General features: G+C 61.6%; 14 protein-coding genes and 1 pseudogene. 3 read left to right on the top strand and 12 right to left on the bottom strand.

Features of this window, described 5'->3' with window-relative positions:
* Positions 1-17: 17 nt before the first annotated feature.
* Complete coding sequence (locus ATH90_RS02225) at positions 18-467, top strand: hypothetical protein (protein ID WP_069021364.1); 450 nt, start codon at positions 18-20, stop codon at positions 465-467.
* A gap of 151 nt (positions 468-618) precedes the next feature.
* Here ATH90_RS02225 and ATH90_RS02220 read toward each other — a convergent pair whose 3' ends face one another.
* Positions 619-1,512: a LysR family transcriptional regulator gene (locus tag ATH90_RS02220; protein WP_034105888.1), complete on the bottom strand. Its 894-nt coding sequence runs from the start codon at positions 1,510-1,512 to the stop codon at positions 619-621.
* A gap of 184 nt (positions 1,513-1,696) precedes the next feature.
* Here ATH90_RS02220 and ATH90_RS02215 point away from each other — a divergent pair, with 184 nt between their 5' ends.
* Positions 1,697-2,911, top strand: coding sequence for an MFS transporter (locus ATH90_RS02215; protein WP_069021366.1), 1,215 nt, complete (start codon positions 1,697-1,699; stop codon positions 2,909-2,911).
* A 142-nt stretch (positions 2,912-3,053) separates the two neighbouring features.
* On the opposite strand, the gene hemE is transcribed toward ATH90_RS02215, so the two are convergent.
* The 10 genes and pseudogenes from hemE to pilM form a co-directional block, all read right to left on the bottom strand.
* Positions 3,054-4,121: a uroporphyrinogen decarboxylase gene (gene hemE, locus ATH90_RS02210; RefSeq protein ID WP_034105892.1), complete on the bottom strand. Its 1,068-nt coding sequence runs from the start codon at positions 4,119-4,121 to the stop codon at positions 3,054-3,056.
* A gap of 242 nt (positions 4,122-4,363) precedes the next feature.
* Positions 4,364-5,782 (bottom strand): FAD-dependent oxidoreductase, encoded by a 1,419-nt coding sequence (locus ATH90_RS02205; protein WP_034105894.1) that lies wholly within the window; start codon positions 5,780-5,782, stop codon positions 4,364-4,366.
* Between the two features lie 32 nt (positions 5,783-5,814).
* Entirely contained in the window at positions 5,815-10,260 is a 4,446-nt protein-coding gene (gene gltB / locus ATH90_RS02200) for a glutamate synthase large subunit (protein ID WP_034105896.1), read from the bottom strand.
* A 349-nt stretch (positions 10,261-10,609) separates the two neighbouring features.
* Entirely contained in the window at positions 10,610-12,169 is a 1,560-nt protein-coding gene (locus ATH90_RS02190; protein WP_034105902.1) for an SPOR domain-containing protein, read from the bottom strand.
* 10 nt (positions 12,170-12,179) lie between these two features.
* Positions 12,180-13,280 carry a 3-dehydroquinate synthase gene (gene aroB, locus ATH90_RS02185; RefSeq protein ID WP_098465625.1) on the bottom strand — a complete coding sequence of 367 codons (1,101 nt, stop codon included), beginning with the start codon at positions 13,278-13,280 and terminating at the stop codon, positions 12,180-12,182.
* A gap of 125 nt (positions 13,281-13,405) precedes the next feature.
* Positions 13,406-13,924: a shikimate kinase AroK gene (gene aroK, locus ATH90_RS02180; RefSeq protein WP_034105907.1), complete on the bottom strand. Its 519-nt coding sequence runs from the start codon at positions 13,922-13,924 to the stop codon at positions 13,406-13,408.
* A gap of 4 nt (positions 13,925-13,928) precedes the next feature.
* Positions 13,929-15,182: pseudogene (locus ATH90_RS02175) on the bottom strand (type IV pilus secretin PilQ); the annotation flags it as partial.
* A 141-nt stretch (positions 15,183-15,323) separates the two neighbouring features.
* Positions 15,324-16,295: a pilus assembly protein PilP gene (locus ATH90_RS02170; protein ID WP_098465624.1), complete on the bottom strand. Its 972-nt coding sequence runs from the start codon at positions 16,293-16,295 to the stop codon at positions 15,324-15,326.
* Complete coding sequence (locus ATH90_RS02165) at positions 16,292-16,846, bottom strand: PilN domain-containing protein (protein WP_098465623.1); 555 nt, start codon at positions 16,844-16,846, stop codon at positions 16,292-16,294. Before ATH90_RS02165 ends, ATH90_RS02170 begins: the two co-directional genes overlap by 4 nt.
* Complete coding sequence (gene pilM / locus ATH90_RS02160) at positions 16,843-17,496, bottom strand: type IV pilus biogenesis protein PilM (protein WP_034105914.1); 654 nt, start codon at positions 17,494-17,496, stop codon at positions 16,843-16,845. The genes ATH90_RS02165 and pilM overlap by 4 nt, the downstream gene beginning before the upstream one ends.
* 221 nt (positions 17,497-17,717) lie before the next feature.
* Between pilM and ATH90_RS02155 the strand changes: the two genes are divergently transcribed.
* The gene (locus tag ATH90_RS02155; protein ID WP_420884283.1) at positions 17,718-20,177 is read left to right on the top strand and encodes a penicillin-binding protein 1A; all 2,460 of its coding nucleotides are present in this window, start codon (positions 17,718-17,720) and stop codon (positions 20,175-20,177) included.
* A gap of 131 nt (positions 20,178-20,308) precedes the next feature.
* Here the strand turns inward: ATH90_RS02155 and ATH90_RS02150 are convergent, their stop codons facing one another.
* Positions 20,309-21,577, bottom strand: a complete 1,269-nt coding sequence (locus ATH90_RS02150) for a malic enzyme-like NAD(P)-binding protein (RefSeq protein WP_016979185.1) — start codon at positions 21,575-21,577, stop codon at positions 20,309-20,311.
* Between the last annotated feature and the right edge of the window lie 64 nt (positions 21,578-21,641).

Raw genomic sequence — 21,641 nt, 5'->3', positions numbered from 1 at the left:
CGATTGGAGAAAACGGAATGTCTTCCTTGCTTCGCGCTGCCCTTATCACCCTGGCCTTGCTGACCGCCGCTGGCTGCACCAGCAAACCGGTACTCAATACCCAGCACGACCTTCCGGCCAATGCGCAGGTCAGCGAAGAAAAAATGAAAACGGTGATCGTCAACGCCCTGCAAAAACGCGAATGGACGGTTCAACGCCTGAGCCCGCAACGGGTGCAGGCCGAGATCACCGTGCGCAACCAGTATTACGCGGCCATCGACATCACCTACACGCGCAACAGCTACGCCATCACCTACCGCGACAGCCGCGAGCTGGGCTACAAGGACGGCAAGATCCATCGCAACTACAACCGCTGGGTGAACAACCTGGACAGTGACATCATGGCGGGTCTGCGCAGCAATGGCGCGAATGAGGCGGGCACGGCGGCGCAGTTGTTTGAGCAGACGGGGACTTCGAAGCAGAACTGAATTTCACCGCTCGCCAGGGATGATAGAGATTAAAGGTGGGAGCTGGCTTGCCTGCGATGCGGGTGCCTGGTGCATCAGGTACACCAGGGGGATGCTCTCGCAGGCAAGCCAGCTCCCACATCGACCTGCTTCGTTTCGAGGTGCGCGGTTGTTACTGAGCAGCCTTGCGCGTGAGCAACTCCACGAACGCCTTCGCCATGGGCGTTTGCGCGCCCTTGCGCTGCACCAGCCACACGGCCGTCACCGCCTCCGGGTCCAGCAGCGTGCGATATACAACGCCATCAATGCGTATGCGCTGGTATGACGCCGGCAGCACCGACACGCCCAGGCCCGCCGCCACCAGGCCAATGATGGTCATCGCCTCCCCCGCTTCCTGGGCAAAGTGCGGGCTGAAGCCGGCATCACGCGCCAGGTTGAGCAACTGGGCATAGAGCCCACTGCCGTAGGTTCGCGGAAAAAACACGAACGGTTCCTGCGCCAATTGCGCCAGGTGCAAACCGCGCTCACTGCCCTCCACCAACGGGTGACCGGCATTCAACACGGCCACCAGCGGCTCGCGCATCAGCTCGACCACACTCAGCGAATCCGGCAACGGCAGCGGGCGCATGAGTCCTACCTGGATCGACTCATCGACCAGCGACTCAGCCACTTCGGTGCTGCTCATTTCCTGCAGATTCAGGTGCACCGCCGGGAACGCCTGGCGAAACGCAAAGATCGCCTGGGGAATGCTGGAGTTGAACGGAGCCGACGAGGTGAAACCAATTTTCAATTCGCCCAGCTCACCCAACTGCGCCCGGCGCGCTACATCCGCGGCCTTGTCGACTTGCGCCAGCACCAGCCGTGCCTCTTGCAGAAACAAGCGCCCCGCTTCGCTCAGCTCGACCCGACGATTGGTCCGTTCAAACAATCGCGCACCCACCTCCTGCTCCAGCGCCTGGATCTGCTGGCTCAGCGGCGGTTGCGAGATGCCCAGCACCTGCGCGGCCCGGCCGAAATGCAGCTCTTCGGCGACGGCAATGAAGTACCGCAAGTGACGCAATTCCATGCAAGCCTCATTAGGTCGTTAAAGCTATCAAACAGGTCGAACAATATATTGGAAAGAATCATTAGGGAGCTATATTCTTTTTTGCATTGCCGGTCCTGGCACGCTCTTCCCCCCCGAGGTCCCCGTGAAAGCTGCTGTCGCTCCACTCGCTCAAGACGTCCCGCCCACTGCGCTCGATGAGGTCGTGGCCCAGCTCAACGACGCGTACATCGAAAAAGGCACACCGATGTTCATGCGTACGGTGCTGGCGCTGTTCTCGGGCGGGTTCGCCACCTTCGCGTTGCTGTATTGCGTGCAGCCGATGATGCCAGCGCTGTCCCACGAATTTTCCATCAATGCGGCGCAAAGCAGCCTGATCCTGTCAGTGGCCACGGCGATGCTGGCGTGTGGCTTGCTGATCACAGGGCCGATCTCCGACAGCCTTGGGCGCAAGCCGGTGATGGTGTCCGCCCTGTTCTGCGCCGCGCTGGCGACCATCGCCAGCGGCTTGATGCCGACCTGGGAAGGTATCCTGCTGATGCGCGCACTGGTGGGACTGTCACTGAGCGGCCTGGCAGCCGTGGCCATGACCTACCTGAGCGAAGAGATCCACCCGCAGCACATCGGCCTGGCCATGGGCCTGTATATCGGCGGCAACGCGATTGGCGGCATGAGCGGGCGCCTGATCATCGGCGTGCTGATCGACTTCGTCAGCTGGCACACCGCAATGCTGATCATCGGCGCCCTGGCACTGATCGCGGCCACGGTGTTCTGGAAAATCCTCCCCGAATCGCGCAACTTCCGCGCCAGCAGCCTCAAGCCTCGTAGCCTGGTGGAGGGCTTTGTCATGCATTTCAAGGACGCGGGCCTGCCGTGGTTGTTCCTTGAAGCGTTCCTGCTGATGGGCGCGTTCGTGACGATGTTCAACTACATCGGCTATCGCCTGCTGGCCGATCCTTACGACCTGAGCCAGGCCGTGGTCGGCCTGCTGTCGCTGGTGTACCTCTCGGGTATCTACAGCTCGGCAAAAATCGGTTCCCTGGCCGACCGCCTCGGCCGCCGCCGCGTGCTGTGGGGCACCATCGTGCTGATGCTCGCTGGCATGGCACTGACTCTGTTCACCCCACTGTGGCTGGTGGTGCCGGGCATGCTGATCTTTACCTTTGGCTTCTTCGGCGCCCACTCGGTGGCCAGCAGCTGGATCGGCCGCCGCGCGGTCAAGGCGAAGGGGCAGGCATCGTCGCTGTACCTGTTCTGCTACTACGTGGGGTCGAGTATCGCGGGGACGGCAGGCGGGTTCTTCTGGCACTTTGCCGGGTGGAACGGGATTGGGGCGTTTATCGTGGCGCTGTTGATTGGGGCGTTGCTGGTGGCGTTGAGGTTGGCGAAGTTGCCGCCGTTGGGGAATGTGAAGGCCTGAGGCACCACTGTTTTTTATGGGGGAGCTGGCTTGCCCGCGATGCCGGTGGTAAATCCAGCACCGCTATCGCAGGCAAGCCAGCTCCCACATTTTGATTTGTGTTCAGCCATTAAAAAGCCCGGCATCAAGCCGGGCTCTTTTATTACTCGTGGTATTGCGCAGACAGTTCGTGCACCGCACGCAGGAAGGCGCCGGCGTGCTCCGGGTTCACTTCCGGGGTGATGCCATGGCCCAGGTTGAACACATGCCCGGTGCCTTTTCCGTAGCTGGCCAGGATGCGGCCGACTTCGGTGCGGATCGCCTCCGGCTTGGCGTACAGCACAGTCGGGTCCATGTTGCCTTGCAGCGAGACTCTGTCACCCACACGGCGACGGGCATCGCCGATATCGCAGGTCCAGTCCAGGCCCAGTGCATCGGCACCGGCATCGGCGATGCTTTCCAGCCACAGGCCGCCGTTCTTGGTGAACAGGATCACCGGCACCTTGCGGCCTTCGTGTTCGCGGATCAGGCCGCTGACGATCTTGCGCATATAGGCCAGGGAGAACTCCTGGTACGCCGCCGCCGAGAGGTTGCCGCCCCAGGTGTCGAAGATCTGCACCGCTTGGGCGCCGGCCATGATCTGGCCGTTGAGGTAGGAGGTGACCGACTGCGCCAGCTTGTCCAGCAACAGGTGCATGGCTTGCGGGTTGTCGTAGAGCATGGCCTTGGTCTTGCGGAAGTCTTTCGACGAGCCGCCTTCGACCATGTAGGTGGCCAAGGTCCATGGGCTGCCGGAGAAGCCAATCAGCGGCACGCGGCCGTTAAGCTCGCGGCGGATGGTACTGACGGCGTCCATCACATAGCCAAGGTCTTTGTGTGGGTCAGGGATCGGCAGGGCTTCGATATCAGCCAGGGTGCTGACCACCTTCTTGAAACGCGGGCCTTCGCCGGTTTCGAAGTACAGGCCCTGGCCCATGGCGTCAGGGATGGTGAGGATATCGGAGAAGAGGATGGCCGCATCCAGTTGTGGGTAGCGGTCCAGCGGCTGCATCGTGACTTCGCAGGCGAACTCCGGGTTCATGCACAGGCTCATGAAATCGCCGGCGTTGGCGCGACTGGCGCGGTATTCCGGCAGGTAGCGACCAGCCTGGCGCATCATCCACACAGGGGTGACGTCCACGGGTTGCTTGAGCAGGGCACGAAGGAAACGGTCGTTCTTGAGGGCAGTCATGTCGGCATCCGCAAAAAAAGTGCGGGCATTTTCTCAGAGCGCGACGCAAAAGGCACGGAATGCGCCGTGCCTTTTGTCTATCGGGTCAATTTGTCGCGGACATGAAAGCACTGCAAAACGAATGTGGGAGCGGGCTTGCTCGCGAAAGCGGTGGGTCAGTCGACACATGGAGTGACTGATACACCGTATTCGCGAGCAAGCCCGCCCCCACATTTTCACCCCACTTCAACGCGGGATCAGGATCAGACCTGCAGGTAATCCAGGATCCCTTCAGCGGCGTTACGGCCTTCGAAGATCGCCGTTACCACCAGGTCAGAACCGCGCACCATATCGCCACCGGCGAAGATTTTCGGGTTGCTGGTCTGGTGCTTGTACTGGCCTTGTTCCGGGGCGACGACGCGGCCCTGGCTGTCGGTCTGGATCTGGAACTGCTCGAACCACGGCGCCGGGCTTGGACGGAAGCCGAAGGCGATGACCACGGCGTCGGCCGGGATGATCTCTTCGGAGCCCGGGATCGGCTCGGGGCTGCGACGGCCACGGGCGTCTGGTTCGCCCAGACGGGTCTCGACCACCTTCACACCTTCGACGCGATCTTCACCGACGATAGCGATCGGCTGACGGTTGTAGAGGAATTTCACGCCTTCTTCCTTGGCGTTCTTCACCTCTTTGCGCGAGCCCGGCATGTTGGCTTCGTCACGGCGATACGCACAGGTCACCGACTTGGCGCCCTGGCGGATCGACGTACGGTTGCAGTCCATCGCGGTGTCGCCACCGCCCAGCACCACGACCTTCTTGCCCTTCATGTCGACGAAGTCTTCCGGCGACTTTTCAAAGCCCAGGTTGCGGTTGACGTTGGCGATCAGGAAGTCGAGCGCGTCATACACGCCCGGCAGGTCCTCACCGGCAAAGCCGCCCTTCATGTAGGTGTAGGTGCCCATGCCCATGAACACGGCATCGTATTCTTCGAGCAGTTGCTCCATGGTGATGTCTTTGCCGATTTCGGTATTGAGACGAAACTCGATACCCATGCCGGTGAAGACTTCACGACGGTTGCTCAGTACGGTTTTTTCCAGCTTGAATTCGGGAATACCGAACGTCAGCAGGCCGCCGATTTCCGGGTTCTTGTCGAACACCACCGGGGTCACGCCGCCACGTACCAGCACGTCGGCACAGCCCAGGCCCGCAGGGCCCGCGCCGATGATCGCGACACGCTTGCCGGTCGGCTTGACCTTGGACATGTCCGGGCGCCAGCCCATGGCGAACGCGGTGTCGGTGATGTACTTCTCCACCGAACCGATGGTCACCGCGCCAAAGCCGTCGTTGAGGGTGCAGGCACCCTCGCACAGACGGTCTTGCGGGCACACCCGGCCGCAGACTTCCGGCAGGGTGTTGGTCTGGTGCGACAGCTCGGCGGCGGCGAGGATGTTGCCCTCGGCCACCAGCTTCAGCCAGTTGGGAATGAAGTTGTGCACCGGGCACTTCCATTCGCAATACGGGTTACCGCACCCCAGGCAGCGGTGGGCCTGGTCGGCCGAGTGCTGGGGTTTGAAGGGTTCGTAGATCTCCACGAACTCTTTCTTGCGTTGACGCAACAGTTTCTTCTTCGGATCTTTGCGCCCGACATCGATGAACTGGAAGTCGTTATTCAGACGTTCAGCCATGTTAAAACCTCATCAAACTCTTCAGGCGCATATCACTGCGGGTTGGCACGGATGCTGGAAAGCAACGATTTCAGGTTGGCAGCCTTGGGCTTGACCAGCCAGAAACGACGCAGGTAATCATCGAGGTTTTCGGCGAGGTTACGACCCCATTCGCTGCCGGTCTCCTCGACGTACTCGTCCAGCACGTGCTGCAAGTGGTTCCGGTAGGACTCCATGGCTTCGCCGCTGATCCGCTGGATCTCGACCAACTCGTGGTTGACCTTGTCGACGAAGGTGTTGTCCTGGTCGAGCACGTAGGCAAAACCGCCAGTCATGCCCGAACCGAAGTTGTAACCGGTCTTGCCCAGTACCGCGACAAAGCCCCCGGTCATGTACTCGCAGCAGTGATCGCCGGTGCCTTCCACCACGGTGTGGGCACCGGAGTTACGCACGGCGAAACGCTCACCGGCCGTACCCGCGGCGAACAGCTTGCCACCGGTGGCGCCGTACAAGCAGGTGTTGCCGATGATGGCACTGTCCTGGGTCTTGTAGACGCTGCCTTTAGGCGGAACGATCACCAGCTTGCCGCCGGTCATGCCCTTGCCCACGTAGTCGTTGGCGTCGCCTTCCAGGTACATGTGCAGGCCGCCAGCGTTCCACACGCCGAAGCTCTGGCCCGCAGTGCCCTTGAAGCGGAAAGTGATCGGCGCTTTCGCCATGCCCTGGTTGCCGTGCTTGCGCGCGATTTCGCCAGAGATGCGTGCGCCAATGGAACGGTCGCAGTTGCAGATATCCAGGGCGAATTCGCCACCGCTGGCGTCGTTGATCGAGGAGGCAGCCATCTCGACCATCTTTTCGGCCAACAGGCCTTTGTCGAACGGTGGGTTGCGGTCCACCTGGCAGAATTGTGGCTTGTCTGCCGGGATGTGGTCGCTGCCCAACAGCGGCGTCAGGTCCAGGTGGTTCTGCTTGGCAGTCTGGCCTTCGAGGATATCCAGCAGGTCGGTACGCCCGATCAGCTCTTCGAGGGAACGCACGCCCAGCTTGGCCAGCCACTCACGGGTTTCTTCGGCAACGTAGGTGAAGAAGTTCACCACCATGTCGACGGTGCCGATGTAGTGATCCTTGCGCAGCTTCTCGTTCTGAGTGGCGACGCCGGTGGCGCAGTTGTTCAGGTGGCAGATGCGCAGGTATTTGCAGCCCAGGGCGATCATTGGCGCAGTACCGAAACCGAAGCTTTCAGCGCCGAGGATCGCGGCCTTGATTACGTCGAGGCCGGTTTTCAGGCCACCGTCGGTCTGCACGCGAACTTTGCCGCGCAGGTCGTTGCCACGCAGGGTCTGGTGCGTCTCGGCGAGGCCAAGCTCCCACGGTGCACCGGCGTACTTGATCGAGGTCAGCGGCGAAGCGCCGGTGCCGCCATCGTAGCCGGAGATGGTGATCAGGTCGGCATAGGCCTTGGCCACGCCGGCGGCAATGGTGCCCACGCCGGCTTCTGCTACCAGTTTCACCGAGACCAGGGCCTGCGGGTTGACTTGTTTCAGGTCGAAAATCAGCTGCGACAAGTCTTCGATCGAGTAGATGTCGTGGTGCGGTGGAGGCGAGATCAGGGTCACGCCCGGCACGGCATACCGCAGCTTGGCGATCAGCCCGTTAACCTTGCCGCCCGGCAATTGGCCGCCCTCACCGGGCTTGGCGCCCTGGGCCACCTTGATCTGCAGCACTTCGGCGTTGACCAGGTACTCCGGGGTTACGCCGAAACGGCCGGTCGCCACCTGCTTGATTTTCGAGCTCTTGATCGTGCCGTAGCGCGCCGGGTCTTCACCGCCTTCGCCGGAGTTGGAACGCGCACCCAGGCGGTTCATGGCTTCGGCCAGGGCTTCGTGGGCCTCAGGCGACAGGGCACCAAGGGAAATACCCGCGGAGTCGAAGCGCTTGAGGATCGATTCCAGCGGCTCGACCTCGGCGATGTCCATCGGCGTGTCCAGGGTCTTCACCTGGAACAGGTCGCGGATCATCGACACCGGGCGGTTATCCACCAGCGCGGTGTATTGCTTGAACTTGGCGTAGTCGCCCTGCTGCACAGCGGCTTGCAGGGTGTTGACCACGTCCGGGTTGTACGCGTGGTATTCGCCACCGTGCACGAACTTGAGCAGGCCACCTTGCTGGATCGGCTTGCGCGCGCTCCAGGCTTCGGCTGCCAGGGCTTTCTGCTCGGCTTCGATGTCGACGAAACGCGCGCCCTTGATGCGGCTCGGCACGCCACGGAAGCTCAGCTCGCACACTTCTTCGGACAGGCCGATGGCCTCGAACAGCTGCGCGCCACGGTAGGAGGTGACGGTGGAGATGCCCATCTTCGACAGGATCTTCAGCAGGCCCTTGGTGATGCCCTTGCGGTAGTTCTTGAACACCTCATAGAGGTCGCCCAGCACTTCACCGGTACGGATCAGGTCGCCCAGCACTTCGTACGCAAGGAACGGGTACACCGCCGAGGCGCCGAAGCCGATCAACACCGCAAAGTGGTGCGGGTCACGGGCGGTGGCCGTTTCCACGAGGATGTTGGAGTCGCAACGCAGGCCTTTCTCGGTCAGGCGGTGGTGCACCGCGCCGGTGGCCAGGGAGGCGTGGATCGGCAGCTTGCCTGGGGCAATATGGCGATCGGTCAGCACGATCTGGGTGCGGCCGGCGCGCACAGCTTCTTCGGCCTGGTCGGCGACGTTGCGCACAGCGGCTTCAAGGCCGAGGCTCTCGTCGTAGTTCAGGTCGATGATCTGGCGGTCGAAACCCGGGCGTTCCAGGGTCATCAGCGAGCGCCACTTGGCCGGTGAAATCACTGGCGAGCTGAGGATCACGCGAGAAGCGTGCTCTGGCGACTCCTGGAAGATGTTGCGCTCGGCACCGAGGCAGACTTCCAGGGACATCACGATGGCTTCGCGCAGCGGGTCGATCGGTGGGTTAGTCACCTGGGCGAACTGCTGGCGGAAATAGTCGTACGGCGTGCGCACGCGCTGGGACAGCACGGCCATTGGCGTGTCATCGCCCATGGAGCCGACGGCCTCGTAGCCTTGCTCACCGAGCGGACGCAGCACCTGGTCGCGCTCTTCGAACGTGACCTGGTACATCTTCATGTACTGCTTGAGTTGGTCGACGTCATAGAAAGCCGAACCGTGGTCGTTGTCTTCCATGGTCGCCTGGATGCGCAGGGCGTTCTTGCGCAGCCATTGCTTGTACGGGTGACGCGACTTCAAGCGGTTGTCGATGGCATCGGTGTCGAGGATCTGACCGGTTTCGGTGTCCACGGCCAGGATCTGGCCAGGGCCTACGCGGCCTTTGGCGATGACATCTTCCGGCTTGTAGTTCCACACGCCGATTTCCGAGGCGAGGGTGATGAAGCCATTGGTGGTGGTCACCCAACGCGCCGGGCGCAGGCCGTTGCGGTCGAGCAGGCAGACCGCGTAGCGACCATCGGTCATGACCACGCCGGCCGGGCCGTCCCACGGCTCCATGTGCATCGAGTTGTACTCGTAGAATGCACGCAGATCCGGGTCCATGGTCTCGACGTTCTGCCACGCGGGCGGAATGATCATGCGCACGCCACGGAACAGGTCGATGCCACCGGTGACCATCAACTCGAGCATGTTGTCCATGCTGGAGGAGTCGGAACCGACGCGATTGACCAGCGGGCCGAGCTCTTCGAGGTCCATCAGGTCGTTGGCGAACTTGGTGCGACGGGCCACGGCCCAGTTGCGGTTGCCGGTGATGGTGTTGATCTCGCCGTTGTGGGCGAGGAAGCGGAACGGCTGGGCCAGCGGCCATTTCGGCAGGGTGTTGGTGGAGAAGCGCTGGTGGAACACGCAGATTGCGGTCTGCAGGCGCTCGTCGCTCAGGTCTGGATAAAAGGCGGTCAAGTCCGCCGGCATCATCAGGCCTTTATAAATGATGGTCTTGTGCGAAAAGCTGCAGATGTAGTGGTCGGTGTCGGCGGCGTTGGCCACGGACGAGCGACGACGCGAGGTGAACAGCTTGATCGCCATGTCCTGGTCGCTCAGGCCTTCGCCTGCGATGAACACTTGCTCGATCTGCGGCAGGCGCTCATTGGCCAGGCGGCCGAGTACGCTGGTGTCGATTGGTACTTTGCGCCAGCCGACAAGTTGCAGGCCGGCAGCCAGGATCTCGCGGTTCATGTTCTCGCGAGCCGCTTCGGCCTTGACCGGGTCCTGGTTGAAAAACACCATGCCCACGGCGTACTGCTTGGGCAGGTCGGCAGCAAATTGTTCTTTTGCGACAGCGCGCAGGAACTGGTCGGGCTTTTGAATCAGCAAGCCGCAGCCGTCACCGGTCTTGCCGTCGGCGTTGATCCCACCGCGGTGGGTCATGCAGGTCAGGGCCTCGATGGCCGTTTGCAAAAGGGTATGACTGGGCTCGCCCTGCATATGGGCTATCAGGCCGAAACCGCAGTTATCCTTGAATTCATCGGGTTGGTACAGACCTGCTTTCATAGACACTTTCTCACCAGGCTGCCTCTTATATCGAGGCAAATTTCTTTTCAATTCAACCGGTTACCTTCCACGCCGAACGTACGCCGGCTTAGCGGGGGCAAAAGGGAGGTCATTGTACACACCGACACAGACGCTCACAAATTTAGCGACGAAATGTCGCAAATCTATGTCGCATTTATGAAAGGTTTAAAGCGATATGCTGTGCTAGTCAAAACTTTTTTAATTCTGACCGCTACGACTCAAAAGCTACTGTGACGCAGACACCACAAAGCGCGCGGCCTTCAGGGCTGCACGCTGTTGTAGTTTTTTGAGGTGCCGGGAGGGCGGCCTGGGTAAGGCCGCCGGATCTTCAGCGAGTTGTTGCGAGTTCTTGTTGAACGCTGGCAACAGTGCGTGGCCAAGGTTTACCAGCCTGGACCTTCGCTGGCAAGGTTTTGATCGCAGAATCAGCTGCGGCACGGCTGGAGAAGTTGCCGTAGGTGATCACGTAGAGAGGCTTGCCGTTGAGCACTTTCTTGAAATAACGGTACTCGCCGCCCTGCTCTTTCACGAACGCCTGGGCGTTGGCTTCGGAGCTGGTGCCGAGTATCTGCACCACGAAATTACCGGTAGGCTGGCTGCTGTACCAGCTGCTGCCAGCGGCGCCCGCCTTGGCAACGGTGGCGGCTGGCTTCTCGGCAGGTTTGGCAGCCGGTGCAGGGGCAGGCTTGGCGGCTGGCGCAGGCGCAACCGGCTTGGTCACGGGCGCAGGCTTGGCAGTGGCCACCGTAGGCGCAGGTGTCGGCTTGGCAGCGGGCTGGCCCGCTGGCACGCCTGCTGGAGGTGCAGTAGTGGTCACGGTTGGCGGTGTGGCGCTGGAGCCTTCCACCGGCACGCCGTCGTCACCTTCGGAGATGCCGCCGGCTTCTTCGGCGAGGGGACCACGCATGACCGGCTGGCCAACCATCGGCAGGTTGGTCGGTTGGCCAGAGTTGGCGAATTCGACGTTTGGCGTGGGCTTGCCCAGTGGCAACTGCGCCTGTTCGGTTGGCGCACCAGCAGTCGTCGGTGCCTTGCTGCGACCCGGGATCAACCAGGCGGCGGCGACAGCGACCACGACAACGGCGGAAATAGCCAATACGTGTTTCTTAGGCATAGTGAACCCCATCTTTGGACGCTTGACCGCAGAGCGGCTGGCAATCATGGCTTCGATCATGGCATCGCGGGCGACCTGGTTGATGGTGCCAGGCCAGCCGTCGGAGCTTTCGTGAATATCAGAGATCTGTTGTGCGGAGAAAAGTTCGATGCCCGCCCCTGCGCCTTCCAGGCGTTGAGCCAGGTATTCGCGGGTTTCTTCCTCTTCGTACGGTTGCAACTCGATGACGTGGAACAGCTCCTGCTCACCGCTGATCTGCTCAAGCTCAGCGATCAACGACGACTCACCGAACAGGAACACGTGCGGGCGACCTTCCGGCGTACCCGCTGCGAGCGCCAGCAGCGCTTCGAGGGCGGATTCGTCGAGCTGCTCGGCGTCATCTACCAGCAGGTAGACTTCCTGACCGGTCAGGCCCAGCTGTACGACCTGCTTGAGGATCGCGTTCGGCTCGGCAGTGGACACGTCCAGCGCCTGCGCAACTTGACGCAGCACGCCCGCAGCATCGCCGGCACCACGCGCCGACACCACCACGCTCTGCACCGATTGCTTGTTGGTGCTGGCGACCAAGGCCTGGCGCAACAGGGTTTTACCGCTGCCCAGCGGCCCGGTCACGACCAGCAGCAGCTGGCTGTAGCGTGCGAGGTGGTGCAACTGGCCGAGCACGGGCTTGCGCTGGGCCGGGAAAAATTTGAAACCAGGCACCCGTGGAGCAAAGGGGTCGTGGCTCAACTGGTAATGGCCGAGGAACGCCTCGTCGGCATGCAAACTAGTCATCGCGATCTTATTAACCTTTAAGCTGGGCCAGGGCGCGGTAATCCGCTCCCAGCGTGGCCTGTAAAATCTCTTTCGGATAATCGTCGGTCACGACCGCTTCGCCCATATGGCGCAGCAGCACCAGTCGCAGTCGACCGTCGATCACTTTCTTGTCTATCGCCATATGTTCGAGGAAGTCCGCCTCAGTCATCTCCTCAGGCGGAATGACCGGCAAACCGGCGCGCTGGAACAGGCGGATGCCACGATCACGCTCTTGAGCGCTGATCCAACCCAGGCGCTGCGACATCTCCAATGCCATCACAGTGCCAGCCGCTACGGCTTCCCCATGCAACCACACACCATAGCCCATGTGCGTTTCGATCGCATGCCCGAAGGTGTGGCCCAGATTCAAGGTGGCCCGTACGCCGGACTCCCGTTCGTCGGCATTTACCACCAGCGCCTTGGCGGCGCAGGAACGGGAAATGGCTTCGGTCAGTGCCACCTGGTCGAGTTTGCGCAGTGCGTCGACGTGTGCTTCCAGCCAGGCCAGGAACGGTTCGTCGCAGATCAACCCGTACTTGATGACTTCCGCCAGGCCCGCCGACAACTCGCGTGGCGGCAAGGTGTTCAGGGTCGCGGTGTCGATCAGCACGGCTTGGGGCTGGTAGAACGCGCCCACCATGTTCTTGCCCAGCGGATGGTTGATGCCCGTCTTGCCGCCCACCGACGAATCGACCTGGGACAGCAAGGTGGTCGGCACCTGGATAAAGTCCACGCCACGCTGGTAACAGGCCGCTGCGAAGCCGGCCATGTCGCCGATCACACCGCCGCCCAGGGCGATCACCGTGGTGCGGCGGTCATGGCGTGCAGTCAGCAAGCCATCAAAGATCAGTTGCAGGGTTTCCCAGTTCTTGTGGGCTTCGCCGTCGGGCAGGATCACGGAGATCACGGAATACGCCGCCAGGCTGCGGCTCAGACGCTCAAGATACAGCGGCGCGACCGTTTCGTTGGAGATGATCGCCACTTGCCGCCCGGCAATATGCGGTGCGAGCAATTCGGGCTGGTCCAACAGACCCTCGCCAATATGGATCGGGTAGCTGCGCTCGCCTAGATCGACCTTAAGTGTCTGCATGTGTCCCCGCGTTGAAGATGTAGTGACGACCGGCGACGCCAAGACCTGACATCACCTGATGGCTCTACGCCACACCCTGGAGGGCAATGGCGCGCCGCCGAGAATAGCGCATTTCGGGCCTGGCTTTAACGGGGTGGCAGCCGTTGCAGGCGTTCAAGAATGTCGAGGACTACCATCCGAGGTGGCCGCTCATCGGTTTCTACCACCAGATCGGCGATTTCCCGATACAGCGGATCGCGCAGCGTGAGCAGGTCCCGCAAGGTCTTTGCCGGGTCGGCGGTGCGCAGCAACGGGCGATTGCGATCACGGGCGGTGCGGCCCACCTGCTGCTCGACCGACGCATGCAGATAAACCACCCGACCACCGGCATGCAGCGCGCGGCGGTTTTCATCACGCATCACTGCGCCACCGCCAGTTGCCAACACCACGCCATCGCAGCCGCACAGCTCGGCAATCATCGCCTGCTCACGGTCACGAAAGCCCAGCTCGCCTTCCTTATCGAAGATCCATGGGATATTGGCACCCGTGCGCAATTCAATTTCCTTGTCGGAATCTTTGAACGGCAGGCGCAGCTCTTTGGCCAGCAAACGGCCGATGGTGCTTTTTCCAGCCCCCATCGGTCCTACAAGAATCAAATTTCGCACAGAATCAACGACTCACAGCAATCGCCTGGTTATTCATAATACGCGGAGTCAGGAATACCAGCAGCTCGGATTTTTTCTCCGCCAGCACATCGCGCCGGAAAAGGCGGCCAAGATACGGCACATCGCCCAAAAATGGCACTTTATCTACCACTTTGCTTTGGGTATTGGAGAAAACCCCGCCGATGACGATGGTCTCGCCATCCTTGACCAGCACCTTGGCGTTGACCTCGTTTTTCTTGATCGGCGGCACGTCATTGAGCTTGTTCAGGTAGTCGGGCTCATCCTTGGTGACCTTGACCTCCATGATCACGCGATCGTCGGGGGTGATCTGCGGGGTCACCTCCAGCGACAGCGACGCCTCCTTGAACGACACCGACGTGGCGCCGCTGGAGCTGGATTCCTGATAGGGGATCTCGGTGCCCTTGAGGATGCGTGCGGTTTCCTTGTCGGAAGTGACGACCTTGGGTTGCGAGACGATTTCGCCGTTGCCGGTTTTTTCCATGGCGGTGAGTTCCAGGTCCAGCAGCAGGTTGTCGGTGATAAAGGCGATGCCCAGGCCGGAGGTGCCGGTCAGCGACCCCAGGTCGACAAACGGCGAGCTGGGCGGGTTCTCAGAGGGCTCAGCCCCCTCAGGCGAAGGCTTCGCAATGCCGCCAGCGCCCCAGTGGCCACGATTGAGTCGCCCACCCCAGCGCGCACCCAGGCTTCTGTCGTAATCGACATTGGCCTCGACAATCCGCGCCTCGATCATCACCTGACGCACGGGAATATCCAGCTGCGCCACGATCCGCCGCAGCTCTTCCAGTCGCTCGCCGGTCTGGTAGGCGATGATGTTGTTGGTGCGATCATCGACCGCCACCGAGCCACGCTCATCGGTCACACCCTCCAGGCCCGTGACCGACTGGAACAACTTGGCCAGGTCCGCCGCCTTGGCGTAATTGACCTGCAACAGCTCCCGACGCAACGGCGCCAATTCGGCCATTTGCTTGCGCGACTCCAGGGTCAGCAGCTCGCGCGCGGCCAACTCTTCGGCGGGCGCGACCAGCAATACGCCGGCTTTCAACCGCTTATCCAGGCCTTTGGCTTGCAGCACCAGGTCCAGCGCCTGGTCCCAGGGTACATCCTTGAGGCGCAGGGTGATCGCCCCCTGCACTTCATCACTCGCCACAAGGTTGAGGCCTGCCACGTCGGCAATTTGCTGCAACGCCGTGCGCAACTCGATGCTCTGGAAGTTGAGGTTGAGCTTGTCACCCGAGTAGACGCTCGACGTGGCGTTGCCAGGGGGTGGCAACTGGATCAGGTCTACACGATTGGGTACAGCAGCAGCCATCGGTGCCGTAAACGCTATCCATAGCGCCACACCGAAGGACGAGAAGGTCCTTTTCATTGCTTGATTCCGTTATGAGTTGACGTTTAACACCAGGATCCGCGGGCGCTCCAGCCATGCACCCTGACCATCGGGGAACAGCTCGACCAGTTCGACGTGACGCTCATGGATGGCCGTGACCCGTCCATGGTCCGGCCCCAGGTAGTCACCGACCGCCAGCCGATACACCGTGTTTGCCGCACGCAGCAGGACGAACGCCCGCACGCCACGGGACAGCGTGCCGACCATTTCGAACTGGTCCATTGCAAGGCCTTCCAGGGCTCCACGCGATCGGGTGAGATCCGGCGCCCGGGCAGGCCGGCCAGGCGAATGTTCGACCTGGACGGCAAGCCGTTGAAAAGGATCGCGCAGACCGGAGGAGTCATACACAAAAGCCTGCCCTTGCAAGCCCCGCCCGCCCAGGCCAACGCCTTGCTGCGCCTGCCAGTAGGTCTTGGCCAGCAGATCAAGACGCAGCAGTTTGCCATCACGGCGCAAGGCAACGTCGTGCACCGTGGCGATGCGCGCGAGCCCGGCCAGGCCGCTCAGGAACGTTGCCAGGTCGTGGTAAGCCCCCGTCAAGCCGAGCTGCACAGGCTGCTCGTGATAGAACGGTCGAGCCTGCTCATCCAGCGGGGTGACGCTTTCTACCCATAAGCCATTGGCCAGTGCCAAGCGCGCGAGGTCGTCCAGCAAGCCAGGCATCTCGGACGCACCCGGCAATGCCTGCAACAGTGCATCGGCCTTGGCCTGCATGAGCTGGAGTGGCTGCGCACGCGCCTCAAGGCTGGCAACCAGGGAAGCCTTTTCGACGACTTGCTGCTGCAGGACCACTTCCTGCGCCTCGACCCCGTGCAACCGTTGCCGCGACGGGCTCAGGTAAATGAAGTCGCCCACCACAAACACTGCGCCCGCCAACGCGCAGCCCAACAGGGCCTTGCCTGGTAGGGGCCATTTTGCAGCGTTGTGAGTGAGTGCAGAAAGATCGAGCCTTGGCAGGCTCAAGGTTGAGCCTCGGAGGACTCTCCCTGACGCACCATCAGCTGGAATTCGTTGTTGCCGCGCGCGCCATCTGTGCGCACATGTTGCAGTCGAGTGGAATGGGCACCTTCCGCCGCCTCGAGGCGGCGCATCAACTGGGCGATATCCTGGCTGGACTCTGCGCTGCCGCTGATACTCACCGTGTCACCCTTCGCCACCACTTCATGCAGGTGCACGCCGTCTGGCACGGCGCGCGCCAACTGGTCCAACAACTGGGCACCGGAGGAGCGAGAGTCATGCAGGTCTTGCACGACCTTCATGCGCTGCGCCAACTGCTGGCTTCGCGCCTGCAGGTCATCGATGGTCCTGATGCGTGAATCCAGGCCGTTGATCTCCTTGCCCAGATGGTCATTGCGAGTCACCTGCCGGTCGATTGCCTGGTCGATCACCTGGTCCGCCAGCCACACGGCTGCGAGCGCCGCGCAGGCGAACGCGAGCAAACCCGCCAGCAAATACTTGCGTCGCCGCTCTGCCAGCGCCTGGCGCCAAGGCAATAGGTTGATTCGTGTCTTCAAGCGAAACTCCTCAGGGCCAACCCGCAAGCAACTCCCATCCCTTGGGCATCCACGGCCCATTGTGCACCATCGACTCGATCGCTCGGCGTGAAGCTGGCGAAATCCTGACTGCAAGCGCGCGCCAATGCAAACGCTTCGACATCGACCACCCTCGGCACCAACCCGGCCAGAGCCAAAACCGTCTCCCTGGCTTCGACCTGTTCCTTCAGGCACGCCGCCAACAGCACCTCGATACGGCCGGGGTCCAGTGCGCTTGGCCCGCGCACTTGAAAGTCGATGGCCACATCATCCAGAGGATAGGGAATGTACTGGTCTGCCTCCATCTGGATCATCCAGCCCATCTCATCGTCAGTCAGCCCGGCCTCCATCTCGATCATCCGCGTGATCACCGAGGGCCCAGCCACGGCAGCGGCAGCGCCTCGGGCCGATGTCGACAACCGCGATAACGCACTGCGCAGCGCGCGCCCCACGCCATCAAGATCGAGAAGCGTGCTGTCGACCACCGTGTGCGCAGGCAGTGCCTGCGTGACGTAGGCCTGGACGTTGTAGCCTGACGCCGAGCAGCCCAGCTGCACCAGCCGAATGGTGGTGTCATTGATGTCGACGCCCAGCAGCGTGTCGACTTTGCGCGTGAAAAATCCCTTTCTCATAAAACTCCCTAAAACTTTGCCTGTCTTACCGCCTGATTGCCGCTGGGCGCCATGCATTCGGTCGACTTGTTGAGCAGGTGCGAATGACGCCCGAAGTCGAAAAATGCTTTAATGCCCAGCGTTTTTTCCCGCTTTTTATCTGCAGCTCGGGTCGATCCATCGTTTGCCATGCATGCCCCGACGCCTAACCCATTCTTTTCTCTGGAAATCCAAAAGCCTTGATTCGTCTGCTGAAGTTTTTCGGGTACTCCATTGTCGCCATCGTTTGCGGGCTGCTGCTCGTGCTCAGCGGGGCCTACCTCTACCTTAGTCCGGGTTTGCCCTCGGTAGAGGCCCTCAGAAGTATCCAGTTGCAGATTCCTTTGCGGGTCTACAGCAGCGATGAAAAACTGATCGCGGAGTTCGGCGAAATGCGCCGCACACCGATCCGTTTTGCCGATATTCCACCCAATTTCATCAGTGCCCTGCTCTCGGCCGAAGACGATAATTTTGCCAACCACTATGGCGTCGACCCCAGCAGCCTGGTGCGTGCAGCCACTCAATTGGTAAAAAGCGGACACATTCAATCCGGCGGCAGCACCATCACCATGCAGGTGGCGAAGAACTTCTTCCTCACCAGCGAACGCAGCTTTTCGCGCAAGGCCACTGAAATCCTCCTGGCCCTGCAGATCGAGCGCCAGTTGACCAAGGACGAGATCCTCGAGCTGTACGTCAACAAGATCTACCTGGGCAACCGCGCATACGGGATCGAAGCGGCCTCTCAGGTCTATTACGGCAAGTCCATCCGTGACGCCAGCCTGGCGCAGATGGCCATGATCGCCGGCCTGCCAAAAGCCCCTTCACGCTTCAACCCCCTGGCCAACCCGGCGCGCAGCAAAGAACGCCGCGACTGGATCCTGGGGCGCATGTACAAGCTGGGCAAGATCGACCAGACCGCTTACGAAAGCGCTATCGCCGAACCCCTGAACGCCAGCTACCACGTGCCGACGCCGGAAGTGAACGCACCCTATATCGCCGAAATGGCGCGTGCCGAGATGGTCGGCCGCTACGGCAGCGAGGCCTATACCGAAGGTTTCCGCGTGACCACCACCGTGCCGAGCGACCTGCAGGAAATCGCCAATACCTCGGTGCACTCCGGCCTGATCACCTACGACCAGCGCCATGGCTACCGAGGCCCTGAATCGCGCCTGCCGGGCAAGACGCTGAGCGCCTGGACCACCGAGCTGAGCAAGCAACGCCCGATCAGCGGCCTGGAACCTGCCATCGTTACCCAAGTGAAGAAAGACGGCCTGCAGGTGCTGACCCGCACCGGCGAAGCCCATGTGGCGTGGGACAGCATGAAATGGGCGCGGCCGTTCCTGAACACCAACAGCATGGGGGCGATGCCCAAGCAGCCATCGGACGTCGCGCAGGTGGGTGATTTGATCCGCGTGCAACGCCAGAAAGACGACAGCCTCAAATTCAGCCAGGTGCCGCTGGCCCAAGGTGCACTGGTGTCGCTGGACCCGCAGAACGGTGCGATCCGCGCCCTGGTTGGCGGCTTCGCGTTCGAACAGAGCAATTACAACCGTGCCACCCAGGCCAAGCGCCAACCAGGCTCGAGCTTCAAGCCGTTCATCTACAGCGCTGCGCTGGACAACGGCTACACCGCCGCCAGCCTGGTCAACGATGCACCGATCGTGTTTGTGGACGAGTACCTGGACAAGGTCTGGCGCCCGAAGAACGATACCAACACCTTCCTCGGCCCGATCCGTATCCGCGAGGCGCTGTATAAATCGCGCAACCTGGTGTCGATTCGCCTGCTGCAGGCGATGGGCGTCGGCAAGACCATCGATTACATGACGCGCTTCGGGTTCGCCAAATCGGACCTGCCGCCAAACCTGTCCCTGGCCCTGGGCACCGCGACCCTCACGCCGATGGAAATCGCCACGGGCTGGAGCACCTTTGCCAATGGCGGCTACAAGATCGCGCCGTACCTGATCGACAAGATCGAAAGCCGCAACGGCGACACCCTGTTCACCGCCAACCCGCCACGCGTGCCGGGTGATGTGGTGAATGGCGTGGCGGCGACCGATGGCCTGGCGGCGCCGAGCAATGGCGGCATCACCATCGAGCCGACCCCAGGCACCACGCCGGCCGCCAATACCACCCCGGCCGAGCCCCAGGCGCCCGCGGTTGCCGAGCGCATTGTCGACGGCCGTACCACTTATATTCTCAACAGCATCCTGGAAGACGTGATCAAGAAAGGTACCGGCCGCCGCGCACTGGCGCTGAACCGTCCGGACATCGCCGGCAAGACCGGTACTACCAACGAGTCCAAGGATGCCTGGTTCTCTGGCTACAACGCCGACTACGTGACCACCGTGTGGACCGGCTACGATCAGCCGGAGAGCCTCGGCCGCCGCGAGTTCGGCGGTACCGTCGCGCTGCCGATCTGGATGAGCTACATGGGCGCGGCCTTGAAGGACAAACCGCCGCATACGCAGCCGGAACCGGAAGGCATCCTCAGCCTGCGCATCGACCCGGTCAGCGGCCGCGCCGCCTCGCCAAGCACGCCGAATGCGTACTTCGAACTGTTCAAGAGCGAAGACACGCCGCCATCGGTCAACGAGCTGGGCAATGGCGTAGCACCGGGCAGCCCGCTGCCGGCGGATGAGGCGGCGCCGATCGACCTGTTCTAACGCAGACCGAATGTGGGAGCGGGCAAGCCCGTTCCCACAGTTGCTGCTGCGCAGGCTTGACGCTTATCGCCCCCCAACAAAAAGCCCCGACTCGTGAGAGCCGGGGCTTTTTGTTGGTGCGCTACAACGGCTTAGCCGTTGAACACATCATCCACACTTTGCAGTGGGTAGTGCTTCGGATAGGGCAGGGTGGCCACGCCGGTCTCGATGGCGGCTTTGGCCACGGCATCCGAGATCAGGGTGATCAGGCGCTTATCCATGGGTTTCGGAATGATGTACTCACGACCGAATTCCAGCTTGATACCGCCGTAGGCGTCGCACACTTCCTGTGGCACCGGCAGCTTGGCCAGTTCACGCAGGGCGTTGGCGGCCGCTACTTTCATCTCTTCGTTGATGCGCTTGGCGCGAACGTCCAGGGCACCACGGAAGATGAACGGGAAGCCCAGCACGTTGTTGACCTGGTTCGGGTAGTCCGAACGGCCGGTCGCCATGATCACGTCGCTACGGGTGGCGTGAGCCAGTTCCGGAGAGATCTCTGGATCAGGGTTGGAGCAGGCGAACACGATCGGGTTGGCCGCCATGGACTTGAGGCCTTCGGCGCTCAGCAGGTTCGGGCCGGACAGGCCGACGAACACGTCTGCACCGTCGAGGGCGTCAGCCAGGGTGCGCTTGTCAGTCGCGTGGGCAAACATCGCCTTGTACTGGTTCAGGTCGGTACGCTCGGACTGGACCACGCCCTTGCTGTCGACCATGAAGATGTTTTCCAGCTTGGCGCCCATGCTCACCAGCAACTTCATGCAGGAGATGGCCGCAGCGCCGGCGCCCAGGCAGACGATCTGTGCGTCAGCCAGGGTCTTGCCAGCGATTTCCAGGGCGTTGATCATGCCGGCCGCGGTAACGATCGCGGTGCCGTGCTGGTCATCGTGGAATACCGGAATGTCGCACTGTTCGATCAAGGCCTTTTCGATCTCGAAGCACTCAGGTGCCTTGATGTCTTCCAGGTTGATGCCACCGAAGGTGATGGAAATGCGCTTGACCGTGTCGATGAAAGCCTGCGGGCTTTCGGAGTCGACTTCGATGTCGAAAACGTCGATGCCGGCAAAGCGCTTGAACAGCACGCCTTTACCTTCCATGACTGGCTTGGAAGCCAATGGGCCGAGGTTACCCAGGCCAAGAATCGCGGTGCCATCGGAAATCACTGCAACCAGGTTGCCTTTGCCGGTGTACTTGTACGCCAGTTCGGGGTCGCGGGCGATTTCACGTACGGGCTCGGCAACACCAGGGCTGTAGGCCAGCGACAGGTCGCGGGCGGTAGCAGTGGCCTTGGTGAGCTCTACACTCAGCTTTCCTGGACGAGGATGGGCATGATATTCGAGAGCGGCAGTTTTCAAATCAGACATATCGGCATTCCGCTTTTACTGTTGGTCGACGGACCGCCGAGGATACGCGTGTCGCAAAGTCCCT

Origin of the sequence: Pseudomonas lurida (assembly GCF_002563895.1) — a bacterium.
Lineage (GTDB): Bacteria > Pseudomonadota > Gammaproteobacteria > Pseudomonadales > Pseudomonadaceae > Aquipseudomonas > Aquipseudomonas lurida.
This window is presented reverse-complemented; position numbering and strand designations above follow the sequence as displayed.

What these genes read in the sequence shown, in the direction of transcription:
- hemE (WP_034105892.1), bottom strand. Translation starts at nt 4,121, where the DNA reads ATGACTGCCCTCAAGAACGACCGTTTCCTTCGTGCCCTGCTCAAGCAA.
- ATH90_RS02190 (WP_034105902.1), bottom strand. Translation starts at nt 12,169, where the DNA reads ATGACTAGTTTGCATGCCGACGAGGCGTTCCTCGGCCATTACCAGTTG.
- pilM (WP_034105914.1), bottom strand. Translation starts at nt 17,496, where the DNA reads ATGAGAAAGGGATTTTTCACGCGCAAAGTCGACACGCTGCTGGGCGTC.
- ATH90_RS02205 (WP_034105894.1), bottom strand. Translation starts at nt 5,782, where the DNA reads ATGGCTGAACGTCTGAATAACGACTTCCAGTTCATCGATGTCGGGCGC.
- ATH90_RS02220 (WP_034105888.1), bottom strand. Translation starts at nt 1,512, where the DNA reads ATGGAATTGCGTCACTTGCGGTACTTCATTGCCGTCGCCGAAGAGCTG.
- gltB (WP_034105896.1), bottom strand. Translation starts at nt 10,260, where the DNA reads ATGAAAGCAGGTCTGTACCAACCCGATGAATTCAAGGATAACTGCGGT.
- ATH90_RS02225 (WP_069021364.1), top strand. Translation starts at nt 18, where the DNA reads ATGTCTTCCTTGCTTCGCGCTGCCCTTATCACCCTGGCCTTGCTGACC.
- aroB (WP_098465625.1), bottom strand. Translation starts at nt 13,280, where the DNA reads ATGCAGACACTTAAGGTCGATCTAGGCGAGCGCAGCTACCCGATCCAT.
- ATH90_RS02150 (WP_016979185.1), bottom strand. Translation starts at nt 21,577, where the DNA reads ATGTCTGATTTGAAAACTGCCGCTCTCGAATATCATGCCCATCCTCGT.